Source organism: Ralstonia sp. VS2407 (assembly GCF_052950655.1).
The window spans coordinates 420,574-435,921 of record NZ_JBRFVG010000004.1 but is presented as its reverse complement, the minus strand read 5'-3'; the positions used below and the strand labels follow the sequence as shown (position 1 = coordinate 435,921).

15 protein-coding genes are annotated in these 15,348 nt (G+C 61.7%); 11 read left to right on the top strand and 4 right to left on the bottom strand.

Annotated elements, in window-relative coordinates:
• Nucleotide 1 precedes the first annotated feature (1 nt).
• The 4 genes from ACU8YE_RS09870 (at nt 2) to nadC (ending at nt 5,175) form a co-directional block, all read left to right on the top strand.
• A complete protein-coding gene (locus ACU8YE_RS09870) occupies nt 2–1,378 on the top strand; it encodes a mechanosensitive ion channel family protein (RefSeq protein WP_232040800.1) in 1,377 nt (458 codons plus the stop codon).
• A gap of 373 nt (nt 1,379–1,751) precedes the next feature.
• Complete coding sequence (locus ACU8YE_RS09865) at nt 1,752–2,942, top strand: DesA family fatty acid desaturase (RefSeq protein ID WP_232040799.1); 1,191 nt, start codon at nt 1,752–1,754, stop codon at nt 2,940–2,942.
• A gap of 188 nt (nt 2,943–3,130) precedes the next feature.
• Entirely contained in the window at nt 3,131–4,279 is a 1,149-nt protein-coding gene (nadA, locus tag ACU8YE_RS09860; RefSeq protein ID WP_414560963.1) for a quinolinate synthase NadA, read from the top strand.
• On the top strand, nt 4,276–5,175 hold the full coding sequence (gene nadC / locus ACU8YE_RS09855; RefSeq protein WP_446928602.1) for a carboxylating nicotinate-nucleotide diphosphorylase: 900 nt from the start codon (nt 4,276–4,278) through the stop codon (nt 5,173–5,175). Before nadA ends, nadC begins: the two co-directional genes overlap by 4 nt.
• Nucleotides 5,176–5,178: 3 nt before the next feature.
• Here the strand turns inward: nadC and nadB are convergent, their stop codons facing one another.
• The 4 genes from nadB to radC all read right to left on the bottom strand — a co-directional run bounded on the left by nadB (nt 5,179) and on the right by radC (nt 8,231).
• Nucleotides 5,179–6,780, bottom strand: coding sequence for an L-aspartate oxidase (gene nadB / locus ACU8YE_RS09850; protein ID WP_232040796.1), 1,602 nt, complete (start codon nt 6,778–6,780; stop codon nt 5,179–5,181).
• A gap of 178 nt (nt 6,781–6,958) precedes the next feature.
• Entirely contained in the window at nt 6,959–7,129 is a 171-nt protein-coding gene (gene rpmG, locus ACU8YE_RS09845; RefSeq protein WP_003262397.1) for a 50S ribosomal protein L33, read from the bottom strand.
• 13 nt (nt 7,130–7,142) lie between these two features.
• Nucleotides 7,143–7,376, bottom strand: a complete 234-nt coding sequence (gene rpmB, locus ACU8YE_RS09840; RefSeq protein WP_004631999.1) for a 50S ribosomal protein L28 — start codon at nt 7,374–7,376, stop codon at nt 7,143–7,145.
• A gap of 180 nt (nt 7,377–7,556) precedes the next feature.
• The gene (gene radC, locus ACU8YE_RS09835; protein ID WP_260802019.1) at nt 7,557–8,231 is read right to left on the bottom strand and encodes a RadC family protein; all 675 of its coding nucleotides are present in this window, start codon (nt 8,229–8,231) and stop codon (nt 7,557–7,559) included.
• A 119-nt stretch (nt 8,232–8,350) separates the two neighbouring features.
• On the opposite strand from radC, the gene ACU8YE_RS09830 reads away from it, so the two are divergent.
• The 7 genes from ACU8YE_RS09830 (at nt 8,351) to ACU8YE_RS09800 (ending at nt 15,299) form a co-directional block, all read left to right on the top strand.
• Complete coding sequence (locus ACU8YE_RS09830) at nt 8,351–8,842, top strand: FKBP-type peptidyl-prolyl cis-trans isomerase (protein ID WP_232040794.1); 492 nt, start codon at nt 8,351–8,353, stop codon at nt 8,840–8,842.
• Between the two features lies 1 nt (nt 8,843).
• Entirely contained in the window at nt 8,844–9,827 is a 984-nt protein-coding gene (ispH, locus tag ACU8YE_RS09825; RefSeq protein ID WP_232040793.1) for a 4-hydroxy-3-methylbut-2-enyl diphosphate reductase, read from the top strand.
• A 453-nt stretch (nt 9,828–10,280) separates the two neighbouring features.
• The gene (locus ACU8YE_RS09820; protein WP_232040792.1) at nt 10,281–11,489 is read left to right on the top strand and encodes a branched-chain amino acid ABC transporter substrate-binding protein; all 1,209 of its coding nucleotides are present in this window, start codon (nt 10,281–10,283) and stop codon (nt 11,487–11,489) included.
• A 210-nt stretch (nt 11,490–11,699) separates the two neighbouring features.
• Entirely contained in the window at nt 11,700–12,635 is a 936-nt protein-coding gene (locus ACU8YE_RS09815) for a branched-chain amino acid ABC transporter permease (protein WP_232040791.1), read from the top strand.
• Between the two features lie 13 nt (nt 12,636–12,648).
• Nucleotides 12,649–13,776, top strand: a complete 1,128-nt coding sequence (locus tag ACU8YE_RS09810; protein ID WP_232040790.1) for an ABC transporter permease subunit — start codon at nt 12,649–12,651, stop codon at nt 13,774–13,776.
• Between the two features lie 13 nt (nt 13,777–13,789).
• The gene (locus ACU8YE_RS09805; RefSeq protein WP_004632013.1) at nt 13,790–14,566 is read left to right on the top strand and encodes an ABC transporter ATP-binding protein; all 777 of its coding nucleotides are present in this window, start codon (nt 13,790–13,792) and stop codon (nt 14,564–14,566) included.
• 16 nt (nt 14,567–14,582) lie between these two features.
• On the top strand, nt 14,583–15,299 hold the full coding sequence (locus ACU8YE_RS09800) for an ABC transporter ATP-binding protein (protein WP_009241298.1): 717 nt from the start codon (nt 14,583–14,585) through the stop codon (nt 15,297–15,299).
• Nucleotides 15,300–15,348: the final 49 nt, after the last annotated feature.

Sequence of the window (15,348 nt, the reverse complement as noted above, 5' to 3'; positions counted from 1 at the left end):
AATGAACGGATTGCCGCTGAACCTCAACCATATCGCGCTGGGCCACATGATCGACGACATCGTCTCCGATCTGGGTGGGCCTCGCTTTATCTGGCAACTGGGCGTGCTGGTGTTGGTGCTCGTTGCCGCGTGGCTGATCGCGCGGCCGATTTCGCGGCGCTTGCATACGGCCCATGCGAACGACACGTTCGCGCTGCGTTTTGCCTGGTCGAGCCTGGAGCGGGCGATGTTCCCGTTGATTGGCTGGCTGCTGGTGCTTGGTGCGCGCTATGCCTTGATCGGCACCATGCCGATCAGCGTATTCCGCCTGGCTGCGGTGCCGCTGTTTGGCCTGGCGATTCTCTATCTCGGCTTCTACGTGCTGCGCCGCGTGCTGTCGGCCAATGGCGAGCTGCACGGCATGCTTGTCGTCGCCGAGCGTGTGCTGACCACGCTGATGTGGATCGGCATGGTGCTCTACGTGCTGGGTGTGCTGGGCGATGTGGTGGATTACCTCGACGGCATTCGCTTTGCGCTCGGCGGCAAGCAGAAGGTGAGCCTCGCCGCCATGCTGATGGGCGTGGTGTGGATTCTCGTCACCGTGCTCGTGGCGATGTGGTTCGGCTCGTGGCTGGACAGCCGTATTACGCGTGCTTCGGCCATCGATGCCAACCTGAAGGTGGTGCTGTCGCGGGTGACCAAGGCAGCGCTGCTGCTGGTGTCGCTGCTGCTGAGCCTGTCGCTGGTAGGCATCGATTTGACGGTGTTGTCGGTGTTTGGCGGGGCGCTCGGCGTGGGCCTGGGCTTTGGCTTGCAGAAGATCGCCAGCAATTACGTCTCCGGCTTCATCATCCTGCTTGAGCGCTCGCTCAAGCTTGGCGATCAGATTACGGTCAGCACATACACCGGCATCGTCACGCAGATCCGCACGCGCTACACCGTGGTGCGCAACGGCGATGGCGATACGCTGGTGCCGAACGAACTGATGGTCGCGCAGGCTGTGCAGAACCACAACGAGCGCGGCACCGTGCGCGTGGCGGTGCGCGTGCAGGCATCATATGCCGCTGATCCGGAAGCGGTGCTGGCGCTGCTGCTGCAATGCGCAGAGGGCATTCCACGCATTCTTCCCGAGCCCGCACCCGCCGCCTTCATGGCCCTGTTTGCCGACAGCGGCATCGAGTACGAACTCGGCGTGTGGATCGGCGATCCGCACAACGGCAAGCTGGGCGTGCAGTCTGACCTGAACCGCGCGATCTATCGCCGCTTCAAAGAGGCCGGCATCGACATTCCATATCCGCAACGGGAAGTGCGTGTGCTCGGGCCGTTGGCGCTGCAGCAGGGCGCTTCGAGCACTTCGGGTGACGCTACAGCCTCATCCAGCGCATCCGTGCCGACCTAACACATCTATAGGCGGAACGGTGCCCACTTGTCTGAGGTCAAATCGGCGGTTTTCCCCCATGGAATAGAGGGGGTATTCGGTTAAAATGCCGAGTGCTCCCACAAAGGATCAGACGGGCCGTCGCAAAGGGCATAGCACTTGCGACAAAGCACCGCGAACACCTTGTATTGCGCTGGGGCGGAGGTCATATGGGTAGCAGCCGCAAGCTCGCCGATGTGACGCGCAAGCCGGGTGCCAACACCCGAATCCCCGCCAACACGACCCCATTGTCGTAACGCTGCGACAGCGGATGGCCTTAACAGGCAGCACCGTCCGGATTGATTTGACGGACCAAAGGCTGCTTTGATCACCCGAGTTGACCACGGAGAACACTTTGATCGACTCCTTTCTGACTTTCCTCGCCAACGGCACCCTGAATTGGGCCTGGTGGCAGATCCTGATTTTCACGCTGGTGATGACGCACATCACCATCGCCAGCGTCACGATTTTTCTGCACCGTTGCCAGGCGCACCGTGCGCTGGACGTGCATCCCATTGCCGGACACTTCTTCCGCTTCTGGCTGTGGCTGACCACCGGCATGGTCACCAAGGAATGGACCGCCATTCACCGCAAGCACCACGCCAAGTGCGAAACCGAAGAGGATCCGCACAGCCCGCAGACCCGTGGCATCCGCAAGGTGTTGATGGAAGGTGCTGAGCTCTATCGCGCCGAGGCCAAGAATAAGGAAACGATCCAGAAGTTCGGCCACGGTACGCCGGATGATTGGGTCGAGAAGAACGTGTATTCCAAGTTCACGTGGCAGGGCGTCGGTTTGATGCTGATTCTGGACGTGCTGATGTTCGGCGCGCTGGGCCTGACGGTGTGGGCGGTGCAGATGCTGTGGATCCCGATCCACGCTGCCGGCATCATCAATGGTCTGGGCCACTTCTGGGGTTACCGCAACTTCGACTGCGAAGACGCTTCGACCAACGTGTCGCCGTGGGGCATCATCATCGGCGGCGAAGAACTGCACAACAATCACCACACGTACGCCACGTCGGCCAAGTTTTCGGTCAAGTGGTACGAGTTCGATATCGGCTGGGGCTACATCCGCGCGCTGGAAATCGTGGGTTTGGCAAAGGTCAAGAAAGTGGCGCCCAAGGCTCGTTTTGGCGACGTGAAGCCGGTCGACCAGAACACCCTGGAAGCCATCATCGCCAACCGCTACGACGTGATGGCTCGTTACGCGAAGACGGTCAAGACGGCTTACCGCCAAGAGCTGGCCAAGCTGAAGGACTCGCGCGCTGTTGAATACCGTGCGCTGAAGCCCGCTCGCAAGTGGTTCCACCGCGACGAAACCAAGCTGGGCGCGCCGCAGCGTGAGCAGCTCTCGCAAATCGTGTCGGACCATTCGGCGTTGCACACCTTCGTTGAGATGCGCCGCGAACTTGGCGCACTGTGGGGCCGCTCGAACGCCACGCGCGAGCAACTGCTGCATCAATTGCAAGAGTGGTGCAAGCGTGCCGAGGAAAGCGGCATCCACGCGCTGCAGGAATTTGCTGTTCGCCTGCGCCGCTACGCCTGAGTTTCTTGTTTCATAGGTGAAGCCCCGCTCCGCAGCGGGGCTTTTCTTTTGGGTAAACTGCCCCCAACTCACATTTTTAACAGGCCGCGACAAAGTATCGCGGTGCCAGTCCTCCTCACACGCCGTCCGTTTCATTGCCGCGCCAGCTTCTCGGCGCCCTAACAGCGCGAATGGACGCGGAGACCACCATGGAAACCCAAATCAAGACGGTTGAATTCGAGCGCCCGGATATGCTTTCCGAGGCGCAATCCGGCGCAAGCTGCGTGGCCCACGCCTGGGCCAAGGTGCCGCCGGTGCTGTCGCGCGAGGAACGCGATGAACTGAAGGCTCGCATCAAGCGCCTGCTCAAGGAGCGCGAGGCCGTGCTGGTCGCGCACTATTACGTCGACGCTGACCTGCAGGACCTGGCCGAGGAGACCGGTGGCTGCGTGTCCGATTCGCTGGAGATGGCTCGCTTTGGTCGCGACCATTCGGCCAAGACACTGATCGTGGCGGGCGTGCGCTTCATGGGCGAGACCGCCAAGATTCTGAGCCCCGAAAAAACTGTGCTGATGCCGGATCTGGATGCGACTTGCTCGCTGGATCTGGGTTGCCCGCCGGATGAGTTCGCCGCCTTCTGCGACGCGCATCCGGATCGCACTGTGGTGGTCTATGCCAATACCAGCGCCGCCGTGAAGGCGCGTGCCGACTGGATGGTGACGTCATCGATTGGGCTGAAGATCGTGCAGCACCTGCACGCGCAGGGAAAGAAGATCCTGTGGGCCCCCGATCGTCATCTCGGCAGCTACATTCAGAAACAGACCGGCGCCGACATGCTGATGTGGCAGGGCTCCTGTCTGGTGCACGACGAATTCAAGGGCGTAGAGCTGGACCTGCTGCGCGCCGAGCACCCGAACGCGAAGATTCTCGTCCACCCCGAATCGCCCGAATCGGTGGTAGCGCAGGCCGATGTGGTCGGGTCGACTTCGCAGCTCATTTCAGCAGCGCAGTCGTTGTCAGCACAGGAATTCATCGTCGCGACCGACAACGGCATCCTGCACAAGATGCGCATGGCGGCCCCAGGCAAGCGCTTCATCGAGGCACCGACGGCTGGCAACGCCGCGACCTGCAAGAGCTGCGCACATTGCCCCTGGATGGCGATGAATGCGCTGACCAATCTGGCCGAGGTGCTGGAAACCGGTCGTAACGAGATCCACGTTGATCCGGCCATCGGTAAGCAAGCCGTCGTCTGCATCGATCGCATGCTGGATTTTGCCGCGCGGGAGAAAGCCATGGTTCGCCCGCAGGGTGAGCTGGCCGCCAACGCGCAACTCTTTCAAGGAATCGGCCCGGCATGACGGCAACCCAGATGAACACGACGAGCTTTGCCACGGCGGCGCAGGCAATTTTCGATAGCTTTGGGCCGGCACTGCGCGAGGCATTGTCCGCCAACGTGTCTGCTGCGATTGCCGAGGACGTCGGCACGGGTGACCGCACCGGCTTGCTGATCCCTGCTGATCGCCATGCGCGTGCGCGGGTGATCGTGCGCGAGACCGCGGTGCTGTGCGGCACGCCTTGGTTCGATGCATGTATGCACGCCGTTGATCCAACGCTGCGCGTTACGTGGCGCCAGCACGAAGGCGACCGCATGGCGCCCGATTCGGTGGTGTGCGAGATCGAAGGCCCAGCACGGTCGCTGCTGACAGCCGAACGGCCATCGTTGAACTTCCTGCAATTGCTTTCCGGTGTGGCGACGGCGACCTCGCATTACGCCGCAGCCATCGACGGCACGCGCGCCCGCGTGCTCGACACGCGCAAGACGCTGCCGGGCTTGCGTCTGGCGCAGAAGTACGCCGTGCGTATCGGTGGTGGCGAGAATCAACGCCTGGCGTTGTACGACGGCATCCTGATCAAGGAAAACCACATTGCTGCGGCGGGCGGCGTGACGGCAGCCCTGCGTGCGGCGCAGGCACTGAACACCGGCGTGACAATCCAGATCGAGGTAGAAACGCTGACTCAGCTTGAGGAGGCGCTGGCGGCGGGCGCTACGTCCGTGCTGCTCGACAATTTCGAGCCGCCCGCGATGCGTGAGGCTGTGCGCGTAACGGCGGGCAAGGCGCTGCTGGAGGTGTCCGGCGGCGTGAACATCGAGACGATCCGCGCATTTGCCGAAACGGGTGTGGACCGTGTCTCTGTCGGCGCGCTGACGAAGGACGTGCGCGCGACCGACTTCTCTTTGCGGATCGTCGAGTAAGCCTTAGCGTTTCCGGGCGATCTGCCGATGGGTCGGCTGCATGACCGTCGGCAGCGCCTTGGGCAATGTCTCGGGGTAGTCGCGCGAGAAATGCAGGCCGCGGCTCTCATGCCGTGATAGCGCACTGTCGACGATCAGCGAGGCGGCCTCGACGAGGTTGCGCAGCTCCAGCAGATCGTGGCTCACGCGGAAGTTGGCGTAGTACTCCGTAATCTCCTCACGCAACAGCGCAATGCGGTGCTGGGCCCGCTCGAGCCGCTTGTTCGTGCGCACGATGCCGACGTAGTTCCACATCATGCGGCGCAGCTCGTCCCAATTGTGCGAGACGACCACTTCTTCATCGGCGTCGGTCACGCGGCTCTCATCCCACGCGGGAATCTGCACCGGCGTCGAGTTTGAGGGCGGTTGCGCCAGGATGTCTTCCGCCGCACCGCGCCCGATCACCATGCATTCCAGCAGCGAATTGCTGGCCAGCCGGTTGGCGCCGTGCAAGCCGGTGTACGCCGTCTCGCCTACCGCATACAGACCGGCGATATCCGTGCGCCCAAGGTGGTCCGTCACCACGCCGCCGCACGTGTAATGCGCCGCCGGCACGACCGGAATCGGTTGACGCGTGATGTCGATGCCCAGCTCCAGGCAGCGCGCCATGATGGTCGGGAAATGTTCCTTGAGGAACGCCGGGCTCTGGTGGCTGATGTCCAGATAGACGCAGTCCAGGCCACGCTTCTTCATCTCGAAGTCGATGGCGCGGGCGACGATATCGCGCGGAGCCAACTCAGCGCGCTCATCATGCGCCGGCATGAAGCGCGTGCCGTCGGGCAGGATCAGCTTGCCGCCTTCACCGCGCACGGCTTCGGTAATCAGAAACGATTTCGCGAACGGGTGATACAGGCACGTGGGATGGAACTGGATGAACTCCATGTTCGCTACCCGGCAGCCCGCACGCCAAGCCATGGCAATACCGTCGCCGCTGGCCGTGTCCGGATTCGTCGTATAGAGATAGACCTTGCCTGCGCCGCCCGTGGCCATCACGGTTTGGCTCGCGGTAATCGTCTTGACGTGGCCCGATGCAATGTCGAGTGCGTACAGGCCATGGCAGCGCATGCCCGGCCGGCCCAGCTTTGCATCGGTAATCAGGTCGATCGCAAAGTGGTCTTCCAGCAGCGTGATGTTCGGGTGGTTGCGTACCTTCTCAACCAGCGTCGTGACCACGGCATGGCCGGTGGCATCGGCGGCGTGGATGATGCGTCGGTGGCGATGGCCGCCTTCGCGCGTCAGGTGGAAGCCGAGTTCAGCCTGCTCGTCGCGGGTGAAAGGCACGCCATGGCCGATCAGCCATTCAATGGCCGAACGCCCGTTCTCGACGATGTAGCGAGTGGCGGCTTCATCGCACAGTCCTGCTCCGGCGATGAGCGTGTCGTCGACGTGCTCGTCATGGCTGTCGCCTGAATCGAGCACTGCGGCAATGCCGCCCTGCGCCCAATCGCTGGCGCCTTCCGGCAGGCTGCGTTTGCTGATGACAACCACGCGGCGGTGATCGGCTAGGTGCAGGGCGACGGTCAGACCCGCCAAGCCGCTGCCAACAACGGCAACATCGAAATTCATGGAAGACGCGGGACGCGGTGCAGGCGCGGCTGGTGAGTAACACAGTCGCGTGTCAATCGGAAAGAAGAGCAGTGTACACCCCAGCATGCGCCAAACAGCAGGCAACAAAAAACCCGCCTGAGAGCGGGTTTTTGCTGTCGGTCATGCCGACGGAAACAAGATGCGCAATCCGTGAGGATTACTTGATCTTGGTTTCCTTGTAAGCGACGTGCTTGCGGGCGACGGGATCGAACTTCATGATCTCCATCTTTTCCGGCTTGGTGCGCTTGTTCTTGGTGGTCGTGTAGAAATGACCCGTACCTGCGGTCGATTCCAGCTTGATCTTGTCGCGTCCGCCTTTGCTGGCCATGTTTAACTCCTAATTAGACTTCGCCGCGTGCGCGCAGGTCCACGAGCACTTCGTCGATGCCTTTTTTATCGATCAGGCGCAGACCAGCGTTCGAGACGCGCAGGCTGACCCAGCGGTTTTCGGATTCGACCCAGAAGCGGCGATTCTGCAGGTTCGGCAGAAAACGGCGCTTGGTCTTGTTGTTTGCGTGGGAAACGTTATTGCCGACCATCGGCGCTTTCCCGGTCACTTGACAGACGCGTGCCATGGAGCACTCCTAACTAAATTCGTTGGCTACAGTTTGCGACCGGGCGCTGGGACCAAAACCAAGCGCAGCGCCACTGTAGAGGTGGGACTTCAGCGAAACGCGGATTATACACACAAAACCGCTGACAAATCAACGAGATCGATGGATTGCCGTTGGGGACCGTGCGATGCCGCATCGGCACTACATTTTGCCGTGTTCGAGGAAGCCATAGACGTGGCCGCGGCCGACGATCATGTGATCCAGGACGATCACGTCGAGCATGGCCAGTGCGCGGCACAACTCGCGGGTCAGGATGATGTCGGCTTCGCTGGGCTCCGTGTTGCCGGTAGGGTGGTTGTGCGCCAGGATCACTGCGGCCGCATTGTGATGCAGTGCGCGCTTGGCGATCTCGCGCGGGTAGACGCGGGCTTCCGTCAGTGTGCCGCGAAAGAGTTCTTCCCAGGCAATGAGCCGGTGTCGTACATCTAGAAAGAAGCAGGCGAACACCTCGTGCGGGCGGTGCCCCAATGTCAGGCGCAAAAAATCCTTCACGCTTTGTGGAGAGTCAAAGGTCCGGCCGTGCGTGAGCTCTTCTTTTAGTGCGCGCCGCGCGACTTCCAGCAGCGCGTGCAGCTGCGCGTATTTGGCGGGGCCCATGCCGTTGATCGAGGAGAACTCTTGTTGAGAGGCGTGGCACAGCCGGGCGAGCGACCCAAAGTGCGTGAGCAGTTCTCGGGCGAGGTCGACCGCGCTTTTGCCTGGCATACCCACGCGCAGGAAGATGGCCAGCAGTTCCGCATCGGAGAGCGCGGCGGCGCCGTGGGCGAGCAGTTTTTCACGCGGCCGCTCGTGGGCGGGCCAGTCGACGATTGCCATAGGGTTTGGATGAGCGGAGGAAAGGCCCTGCCAGCGAGAGTGCAGTAGGCTTTGCGCCTGCGGCCGCAGGGAGGGCTGACGTACAATAACGGGTTACTTTTTGGTCAAGCAGGTTAAGCGTGCAAAATTTGGTGAACGAGGCGTCCGCGGCGACGCCAAGCGGCACGGCGGGCAAGGTGGTAGGCCCGGATTCCTTTCTGACGCTGCATTACCGCATCGCGCTGGAAAACGACACGGACATCGTCACGACCTTCGATGACAAGCCGGCCACGCTGCTGCTGGGCCAAGGCCAGTTGGCGCCAACGCTGGAGCAGGCGCTGCTCGGTATGCGCGAGGGCGAGCGCACGACGTTCCGCCTGGCGCCCGAGCAGGCGTTCGGTCCGCGTAATCCGGAACTGTTGCAGCGCGTGTCGCTGGCCACGCTGCGCGAGAATTCTTCGTTCGAAGAGGATTACCAGCCGGGCGACCTGGTTGAGTTCAATGCGCCGAGCGGCGGCAAATATGCCGGCGTGCTCAAGGAAGTCGGCGAAACCTCCGCGCTGTTCGACTTCAACCACCCGCTCGCTGGCCAGACGATCGTGTTTGAAGTCCAGCTGATCGGCATTCTTTGATATGAGCAACGCCGTGAACGCCCCGCGCGATCCCATTGATCCTGTCACCCAGGCCGACGCCGAGGTCTTGTTGGCGCAGCCGCGCGGTTTCTGCGCCGGCGTCGATCGCGCCATCGAGATCGTCGAGCGCGCGCTGGAGCTGTTTGGGGCGCCCATTTACGTGCGCCACGAGATCGTGCACAACGCCTATGTCGTTGGCGATCTGCGCAACAAGGGCGCGGTGTTCGTGCAGGAACTCGACGATGTGCCCGTTGGCGGCACGGTCATCTTCAGCGCGCATGGTGTGTCGCGGGCGGTGCGCGAGGCGGCGGAGGCGCGCGGCCTGCGTGTGTTCGATGCAACCTGCCCGCTGGTGACGAAGGTTCACGTGGAAGTCTCGAAGATGCGTGCGCAGGGTTTCGAGATCATCATGATTGGGCACAAGGGCCATCCCGAGGTGGAAGGCACCATGGGCCAAGCCAACGACGGCATGCTGCTGGTCGAATCCGTCGATGATGTTGCGCACCTCGAAGTGAAAGACCCGACGCGTCTGGCGTACGTGACGCAGACCACGTTGTCGGTGGACGAGACCCAGGAGATCGTGGCGGCCATCAAGGCGCGCTTTCCGGCCGTGCACGAGCCCAAGAAGCAGGACATCTGCTACGCGACGCAGAATCGCCAGGACGCCGTGAAGTTCATGGCGCCGCAAGTGGAAGTGGTGATCGTGGTCGGCAGCCCGAACAGCTCGAACTCGAACCGCCTGCGTGAGCTGGCCGAGAAGCTGGGCGTGCCTGCCTATATGGTGGATACGCCGGAACAGGTGAGGCCCGAATGGGTGGCCGGCAAACGCCGCGTGGGCCTGACAGCGGGTGCTTCGGCGCCCGAAGAGCTGGCGCAGTCGATCGTCGACCGCCTCAAGGCGTTGGGCGCGCGCACCGTTCGTCCGCTCGACGGTATCCAGGAAAACATGTCTTTCCCCCTTCCGAGGGGTCTTCAAATCAATTGAATACCTTTATGTAAATACCCACTTAAAAGCGCACAAAAACTGTGCGCCCTAATGCGGTGCATAAAGCGCTTTTGAGGAATCAGCGGCCACTTCTTCCCGGAGTGGCCGTTTTGTTTTGTGCGTTGCAAAACCTCTTCAATGCCGCCGAAGCCTTGATTTACCGTGGCAATCGTCCGCCAAGCCGCATGAATAGGGGGTTTCCCCTAGTCTGGCACGCTTCTTGATAAGGCTATCCGCCGTTCGCGAATGCCTGCGCGAAATGACGCCTGTTTGGGCATTGGGGAAAGCCCGTAAAGCGGCGTAGTTACTGCAAAAATCGTTGTTGCGACGCGTATTGCATCCGCAATAAAAGGGGATACAATTCGCGCGTTTCAAATTGAAACAATCGGCGCGGGGGGAGCGGCCGGGAGGCAGGACGCTCTTCTTGCTCTTGCGAGATCTAGGAGATCACTCATGCAAATTAAGTTTGCCAAAGTTCTGCCGCTTGCGGCTGCCGTGGCACTCGTAGCAGCTTGCGGTAAGAACGAGGAAAAGCCCGCAGACCAAGCTGCTGCACCTGCAGCAACGTCGGCTCCGGCTGCTGCTGCCGGCGGCGGCGAGACCGTCGTCAAGATCGGTCACGCGGCTCCGCTCACGGGCGGTATTGCTCACCTTGGCAAAGACAACGAAAACGGTGCACGCCTGGCCGTTGAAGAAGCCAACAAGGAAGGCCTGACCATCGACGGCAAGAAGATCAAGCTGGAACTGGTCGGTGAAGACGATGCAGGCGACCCGAAGACCGGTACCGCCGTGGCGCAGAAGCTGGTTGACGAGCACGTTGTTGCCGTCGTTGGCCACCTGAACTCGGGCGTGTCGATCCCGGCCTCGAAGATCTACAGCGATGCAGGTATCGTGCAGATCTCGCCGTCGTCGACGAACCCCGACTACACCAAGCAAGGCTTCAAGACGACCTACCGCGTGGTTGCAACCGACGCGCAACAAGGTCCGGCACTGGCGAACTACGCCGCCAAGACCCTGGGCGCCAAGACCGTGGCAATTGTTGACGATGCCACCGCCTACGGTAAGGGCCTGGCCGACGAGTTCGAGAAGACCGCGAAGGCCGACGGCGTGAACGTCGTGGCGCGTGAGGCGACCAACGACAAGGCGACCGACTTCAAGGCCATTCTGACCAAGATCAAGGGCAAGAAGCCGGACGTGATCATGTACGGCGGCATGGACGCCACCGGCGGCCCGTTCGCCAAGCAAGCCAAGGAACTGGGCATCACGGCCAAGATCGTTGGCGGCGACGGCGTGTGTACCGACAAGGTGGCCGAACTGGCTGGCGACGCAATCGACAACATCGTCTGCTCGGAAGCAGGCCTGGCGCTGTCGAAGATGGAGAAGGGCGCGGACTTCGACAAGAAGTACCAAGACCGTTTCCACACGCCGGTGCAGATCTACGCTCCGTTCACGTATGACGCTGTCAACGTGATCATCGACGCGATGAAGCGTGCCAACTCGACCGATCCGGCCAAGATCCTGGCTGCCATGCCGGCAACCAACTACAACGGCGTGATCGGCAACATCTCGTTCGATGACAAGGGTGACCTGAAGCAAGGTTCCATCACCCTGTACAACTACAAGGACAAGAAGAAGACTGTTCTTGACGTTGTGAAGATGTAATCGAAGGGTTATCCGCCCTAAAAACGGCACCGCGACTACCCCTGCGGTGCCGTTTTTCATAGCCTCGCCAATGAAACAAGGCCCTCACCATGGGCGTGTCGGCAGGCCGCTTACCAGCAACCTCACCTTACCCATCCGATTGATCGCATACCTTGCGGGCGCGTCATCCCGTCGCCTACAACAAAGCAAGGCATAGCAGGAGCTGTTCTCATGGATATCTTTATCCAGCAGATCGTGAACGGTCTGGTGCTCGGCAGCATTTACGCGCTGATCGCACTTGGCTACACCATGGTCTACGGTATTCTCGGCATCATCAACTTCGCCCACGGCGATGTTCTGATGGTCGGTGCAATGTCTGCCCTGACCGCCATCAACTTCCTCCAAAAGTACTTCCCCAATCTGCCTAACTGGCTCACGCTGGTGTTTGCACTGCTATTTGCAATGCCGGTCTGCGCCATCGTGGCCTACACCATCGAACGTGTCGCTTACCGGCCGCTGCGCAATGCGCCGCGCCTGGCGCCGCTGATCACCGCCATCGGCGTGTCGATCGTGCTGCAGACGCTCGCGATGATGATCTGGTCGCGCAACCCGTTGAGCTTCCCTGAGCTCTTGCCTTCGAGCCCGATCGATATCGGCTCGACCGGGGCGACCATCACCGGCAAGGAGATCGTCATCATCGTGGTCTCGATCCTGGTGATGATTGGGCTGATCCTGCTGGTTAACCGCACCAAGCTCGGCCGCGCCATGCGCGCTACCGCCGAGAACCAGCGTGTGGCAGGCCTGATGGGCGTCAACCCGAACTTCGTGATCTCCGCCACGTTCATGATCGGCGCTGCGATGGCTGCGGTCGCTGGCGTGATGATGGCGACCAACTACGGCAACGCCCACTTCTACATGGGCTTCATCCCCGGCCTGAAGGCGTTTACCGCCGCGGTGCTGGGCGGCATCGGCAACCTGGCGGGCGCCATGGTTGGCGGCATGCTGCTGGGCCTGATCGAAGCACTGGGTGCCGGTTATATCGGTGATCTGACTGGCGGTGTGTTCGGTTCGAACTACCAGGATGTGTTCGCATTCATCGTGCTGATTGGCGTGCTGCTGTTCCGCCCGTCCGGCATCATGGGCGAACGCGTTGCGGACCGCGCATAAGAAGGGGAGCGCCATGACAGAAAATTTCAAAGCGCCGATGAAGACGCGCGCCGCGCTGTACGGCTTCCTGATCCTTGCGATCTTCGCGCCGTTCATCGTGGGTGCCGCAGGTGGCAACTACTGGGTGCGCGTGCTGGACTTCGCGCTGCTGTACATCATGCTGGCCCTGGGCCTGAACATCGTGGTGGGCTTTGCCGGCCTGCTTGACCTGGGCTACATCGCGTTCTATGCGGTGGGCGCCTACATGATGGCATTGCTGGGTTCGCCGCACCTGTCCAATCAGTTCGAGTGGATCCACAACATGTTCCCCAATGGGCTCCACCTGATTGTCTGGTGGGTGATCCCGCTGGGTGCCGGGTTGGCGGCGCTGTTCGGTATCCTGCTGGGCACGCCGGTGCTGAAGCTGCGCGGTGACTACCTCGCCATCGTGACGCTGGGCTTTGGTGAAATCATCCGGATCTTCATGAACAACCTCGACCGCCCGGTGAACATCACCAACGGTCCGAAGGGCATCAACCTGATCGAGCCGGTCAAGATCTTCGGGTTCGACTTCTCGAAGCGCCATGATTTCTTCGGCATCCGCTTCGACTCGGTCTACATGTACTACTACCTGTTCGTGATCCTGGCCGCGATCATCATCATCGTGTGCCTGCGGTTGCAGAACTCGCGTATCGGTCGCGCATGGGTGGCGCTGCGTGAAGATGAAATCGCCGCCAAGGCGATGGGCATCAACACCCGCAACATCAAGCTGCTGGCCTTTGCGATGGGTGCGTCGTTCGGCGGTGTGTCGGGTGCGATGTTCGCGTCGTTCCAGGGCTTCGTGTCGCCGGAATCGTTCGTGCTGTGGGAGTCGATCTACATCCTGGCGATCGTGGTGCTGGGCGGCATGGGCCATATCCCGGGCGTGATCCTGGGCGGCATTCTGCTGGTGGGCTTCCAGGAACTGCTGCGCGCCCTGGCTGAGCCGCTCCAGAACAAGCTGTTCGGCCATGTGATCGTGGAAGCGGAAGTGCTGCGTCAGCTGCTGTTCGGCCTGGCGATGGTGGTGGTAATGCTGTATCGCCCTGCGGGCCTGTGGCCCTCGCCGCGCAAGGAAGACCGTCCGCAAAAGCAGCGGGCTGGTGGACTGTCCCGTATCTGATGGAGGCACGCACATGAGCAATAACAACGTCCTCCTCTCGATCCGAGGAGTCCAAAAGCGTTTCGGCGGCCTGCAAGCGCTGTCCGACGTGAGCCTGGAAATTCGCGAAGGCGAAATCTACGGTTTGATCGGCCCGAACGGCGCCGGCAAGACCACGTTCTTCAACGTCATCACGGGCTTGTATACGCCTGACGCAGGCGAGTTCGTGCTGGGCGGCACGCCTTACCAGCCGACCGCCGTGCACGAAGTGGCCAAGGCCGGCATCGCGCGCACGTTCCAGAACATCCGCCTGTTCGGCGATATGACTGCGGCGGAAAACGTCATGGTCGGCCGCCACGTGCGGACCAAGGCCGGCTTGATCGGCGCGGTGTTCCGCACCAAGGCGGCACGCGAAGAAGAGCAGTCCATCGAAGACTGGGCGCACGACCTGCTGGACTACGTCGGCATCGGCAAGTATGCCAACTACACGGCGCGCAACCTGTCGTACGGTCACCAGCGTCGTCTGGAGATCGCACGCGCCCTGGCCACGCAGCCCAAGCTGCTGGCCCTGGACGAGCCGGCTGCCGGCATGAACGCCACGGAAAAAGTGGAGCTCCGTGGCCTGCTCGACAAGATCCGTTCCGACGGCAAGACCATCCTGCTGATCGAGCACGATGTGAAGCTGGTGATGGGCCTGTGCAACCGCCTGACCGTGCTGGATTACGGCAAGGTGATCGCACAAGGCCTGCCGCAGGAAGTGCAGAGCAACCCCGCCGTGATCGAGGCCTACCTCGGCGCGTCAGCGCACTGACGCAGAGGAACGGAATATGAAACCAGTAATGTTGAAGATCGACAGCCTGAAGGTCGCGTACGGCGGCATCCAGGCGGTCAAGGGCGTGGATCTGGAGATTCGCGAAGGTGAGCTGGTCACGCTGATCGGTGCCAACGGCGCCGGCAAGACGACCACCATGAAGGCCATCACCGGCCTGCAGGGCTGGGCCGGCGGTGACGTGCAGTATCTCGGCAAGTCCATCAAGGGCGTGCCGAGCTACAACCTGCTCAAGCAGGGCCTGGCGATGGTGCCGGAAGGCCGCGGCGTGTTCGCGCGCATGACCATCGTCGAGAACCTGCAGATGGGTGCCTTCACGCGCAACGACGAGGCCAACATCAAGGCCGACATCGACCGCATGTTCGGCATCTTCCCGCGCCTGAAGGAACGTGCAAACCAGCTGGCCGGCACGATGTCGGGCGGCGAGCAGCAGATGCTGGCCATGGCGCGTGCGCTGATGAGCCAACCGAAGCTGCTGCTGCTGGACGAGCCGTCGATGGGTCTCTCCCCGATCATGGTGGAGAAGATCTTCGAGGTCGTGCGCGACATCTCGGCGCAGGGCGTGACCGTGCTGCTCGTTGAGCAGAACGCGCGCCTGGCGCTGCAGGCTGCGCACCGCGGCTACGTGATGGACTCCGGTCTCATCACCATGAGCGGCGATGCCAAGCAGATGCTCGACGATCCGAAGGTGCGTGCCGCCTACCTGGGCGAATAAGCACCATCAGCACCATGAGAAAGCCCCGCAATCGCGGGGCTTTTTCTTT

Coding starts and splice junctions, on each gene's coding strand:
- rpmG (WP_003262397.1), bottom strand. CDS start 7,129: ATGGCCAGCAAAGGCGGACGCGACAAGATCAAGCTGGAATCGACCGCA.
- ACU8YE_RS09800 (WP_009241298.1), top strand. CDS start 14,583: ATGAAACCAGTAATGTTGAAGATCGACAGCCTGAAGGTCGCGTACGGC.
- ACU8YE_RS09810 (WP_232040790.1), top strand. CDS start 12,649: ATGACAGAAAATTTCAAAGCGCCGATGAAGACGCGCGCCGCGCTGTAC.
- nadC (WP_446928602.1), top strand. CDS start 4,276: ATGACGGCAACCCAGATGAACACGACGAGCTTTGCCACGGCGGCGCAG.
- ACU8YE_RS09870 (WP_232040800.1), top strand. CDS start 2: ATGAACGGATTGCCGCTGAACCTCAACCATATCGCGCTGGGCCACATG.
- nadA (WP_414560963.1), top strand. CDS start 3,131: ATGGAAACCCAAATCAAGACGGTTGAATTCGAGCGCCCGGATATGCTT.
- rpmB (WP_004631999.1), bottom strand. CDS start 7,376: ATGGCACGCGTCTGTCAAGTGACCGGGAAAGCGCCGATGGTCGGCAAT.
- ACU8YE_RS09820 (WP_232040792.1), top strand. CDS start 10,281: ATGCAAATTAAGTTTGCCAAAGTTCTGCCGCTTGCGGCTGCCGTGGCA.
- ispH (WP_232040793.1), top strand. CDS start 8,844: ATGAGCAACGCCGTGAACGCCCCGCGCGATCCCATTGATCCTGTCACC.
- ACU8YE_RS09805 (WP_004632013.1), top strand. CDS start 13,790: ATGAGCAATAACAACGTCCTCCTCTCGATCCGAGGAGTCCAAAAGCGT.
- radC (WP_260802019.1), bottom strand. CDS start 8,231: ATGGCAATCGTCGACTGGCCCGCCCACGAGCGGCCGCGTGAAAAACTG.
- nadB (WP_232040796.1), bottom strand. CDS start 6,780: ATGAATTTCGATGTTGCCGTTGTTGGCAGCGGCTTGGCGGGTCTGACC.
- ACU8YE_RS09815 (WP_232040791.1), top strand. CDS start 11,700: ATGGATATCTTTATCCAGCAGATCGTGAACGGTCTGGTGCTCGGCAGC.